Origin of the sequence: Streptomyces sp. 13-12-16, assembly GCF_002114215.1 — a bacterium.
Lineage (GTDB): Bacteria > Actinomycetota > Actinomycetes > Streptomycetales > Streptomycetaceae > Streptomyces.
In genome coordinates, this window is the sequence record NZ_NCTE01001112.1 from 1 (window position 1) to 2,661 (window position 2,661).

Consider the following 2,661-nt stretch of genomic DNA (forward strand, 5'->3'; position numbering starts at 1 on the left):
GCGGCGCACGAAGGACTGTGCGCCGCACCCGGAGGGGTGCGGGGACGCCGTCAGCCCGCGGCGTGCTCCGGCAGCGGGAGCAGGGCGAGCGGCACGTGGTGCTGCCCCGAGTGCACGTCCCGGTCGCGCAGGGACGCCTGGCTGACCGGACGCGGGAAGGAGATCTTGACGACGTTCAGGGAGGGGATGCGGAACATCTGGACGTCCTCGGCAGGCACCCCGTAGAGCCGGGCCACGACGTGTTCGTCGAGGAACGACTCGTCGGCGGCGATGTGGTAGCCGTCCTCGTCGCGCAGGAAGACCTCCATCGTGGTCCAGAAGGGGCCGGCGTTCTTGGACCGGACCTCGTGCGCCAGGTCGCCCAGGACGGCGGGGCGGGACTCAGCCATGGTGCGGGGGCTCCTCGATCTTGGTGCGGAACATCTCGGTGGGGGTGACGGTGTCGACGACGTGGTGCAGCACGAACTCGTACGCGGGCCCGCGCTCGGTCTCGGCCGGCGAGGCGGGGAACGCCAGGCTCGGCAGGTAGTCCATGTCGGGCGTCGGCAGGTGCAGCATCAGCGGGTTGGCGATCTTCGCCACGGCGGTGGCGGTGGCCTGGTCCGGGGCGCTGACGAGGAGCATCACACCGACCTCGCGGGGCGGGCCGGACGCCGGGTCGAGGTCACCGAGGATCGCGTTGTGCCCGTACAGCCGCAGGTCGACGGCGTACTTGTCGTCGCTCAGCCCGATGGTCTGCTCCACCCGCTGCCGCAGCACGGTGTGCATGAGCTCCGCCCACTCGTCGATGTGCTCCAGGATGTGCGGATCCCGGATGGCGCTGAACGACATGGTCTCGTAGCCGGTGACGCGGGCGCCCTCGAGCTTGATCGTGTGCTGGTCGGCCACGTGGAACCGGGAACCCTCGACCCGCACCCGGCGCTCGTCCAGGGCGGTGTAGGCGGCGTCCCGCACGTCCAGGGTGCCGTCCGGCTCGCGCATCTCGTAGGGGTTGACCGTCTCGTAGAGCATGTGGGCGGCGACCAGGATCGGCGTGCAGGACACGGCCGGGTCGAGCGGCTCGATGGTGAAGCCGCCGGCGTCGACAGTGGCCAGGACACCGCCCGCCCGCGGGTCGCTGGTGCACTGCCCGCCGCACTCGATGATCTTGGCGGCATGCCAGGACGGCCCGGCCGGCATGCCCTTCATCAGCGGGTACGCGGCGGCGATGGCGGTGTCGGTAGCGCGTCCGGCGAGCACGACCTGGGCACCGTCCTCCAGGGCGGCGACGATCGGCTCATGCCCCATCACGCCCACGATATGGGTGCAGCTCTCCAGCGTCTCGCGCCGCAGTGCGCCGAGCGGCGGCAGCGGGTGGACGCGTCCCTCGTCCAGGCGCTCGGCGAGCGTGCCCGCGTCCTGCTCGCTGTAGATGCGGGCCACCCTCAGGGAGAGCTTCTCCTCCGCCTGGATGCCGGCGACGATCTCGGCGACCCAGTCGACACCGGCGTCCGTGCCGCTGGTGCCGCAGGAGCCGACGATCAGGGGGATGCCGGCGCTCGCCACCGCCTTCAGCAGCACGCGCAGGTCGCGGGCGACCGCGGCACGGGTGGTCTTCGGGCGGGAGGCGCCCAGGTAGTAGGGGCCGGAGTCGGTGCTGCCCGCGTCGACGGAGATGACGTCCGCGCCGAGTGCCAGGCCGCGTGCGACCGTGGCCTCGGGGAAACCGGCCCCGAGCATGCCGGTCGGTGCCAGGACCTTGACCTGGTCCACCCGTTCGTTGTCCATGTTCCTTCTTCCTCTCGTCAGCCGGCGCAGGGCGCGGCCGGCGTTCATCCGTGGGCGCCGGCGGGCGGCTTGGGCAGGGGAGTGTTGACGGCGTGCCGGGGCTTTCCGGCGAGGGCGGCGACGATCTCGGCCGCCCCCTCGGTGCCGGCGGCGGCCCGGGCCTCGGCGGTCTGTCCGGCGAGGTGCGAGTAGACGTCGATGCCGTCGACGCCGCGCAGCGGGCTGTCGGCCGGGAGCGGCTCCTCGGTGACGACGTCGAGGGCGGCGCCGGCGATGCGTCCGGTGCGCACGGCGACGGCGAGGGCCTGTTCGTCGACGACGGCCCCCCGGGCGGTGTTGACGAGGACCGCCGTCGGCTTCATCAGCGCGAACGCGGAGGCGTCCAGGAGCCCGCGGGTCCGCTCGGTGAGCCGGGTGTGCACCGAGACGTGGTCGGACACGGCGAGGAGTTCGGGCAGGTCCACGAAGCGCACCGAGGGGTCGGTGCGCCCGCTCTCCGGCACGCCCGTCGTGCACAGCACGCGCATCCCGAACGCCTGAGCCAGCGGCACCACGGCCCGGGCCGCGGCTCCGTAGCCGATGAGACCGAGGGTGGAGCCGCGCAGCTCGTGGCCGTCGTGCCGGGGCCAGCCGCCGGCCGCCACCCCGGACGCGCTGCGGACCAGTCCGCGGGCCGTCGCGAGGAGCAGGCCCATGGTGTACTCGGCCACGGCGCCCGCGTTGACGCCCGGGAGGTTGCTCACGGTGATGCCGAGCCGGGTGGCGGCGGCGACGTCGATCGCGTCGTACCCGACGCCGGTCCGGACGACGGCCCGCAGGCGCGGGGCGCGGGACAGTACCTCGGCGGTCAGCGGGTCGTGCCCGACGAGCGCGGCGTCGGCGTCCCGGAGAGCG

3 protein-coding genes are annotated in these 2,661 nt (G+C 73.5%); all 3 read right to left on the reverse strand.

Annotated elements, in window-relative coordinates:
* Positions 1 to 50: 50 nt before the first annotated feature.
* Positions 51 to 389 carry a DUF4387 domain-containing protein gene (locus B7767_RS36020; RefSeq protein WP_085575714.1) on the reverse strand — a complete coding sequence of 113 codons (339 nt, stop codon included), beginning with the start codon at positions 387 to 389 and terminating at the stop codon, positions 51 to 53.
* Positions 382 to 1,767: an acyclic terpene utilization AtuA family protein gene (locus B7767_RS36025; protein ID WP_179167440.1), complete on the reverse strand. Its 1,386-nt coding sequence runs from the start codon at positions 1,765 to 1,767 to the stop codon at positions 382 to 384. Before B7767_RS36025 ends, B7767_RS36020 begins: the two co-directional genes overlap by 8 nt.
* 44 nt (positions 1,768 to 1,811) lie before the next feature.
* On the reverse strand, positions 1,812 to 2,661 hold an 850-nt coding region (locus B7767_RS36030; protein ID WP_085575715.1), incomplete at its 5' end, for an NAD(P)-dependent oxidoreductase.

Bases quoted from the DNA above. Each gene is read 5' to 3' on its own strand.
- B7767_RS36020 (WP_085575714.1), bottom strand. From the start codon at position 389: ATGGCTGAGTCCCGCCCCGCCGTCCTGGGCGACCTGGCGCACGAGGTC.
- B7767_RS36025 (WP_179167440.1), bottom strand. From the start codon at position 1,767: ATGGACAACGAACGGGTGGACCAGGTCAAGGTCCTGGCACCGACCGGC.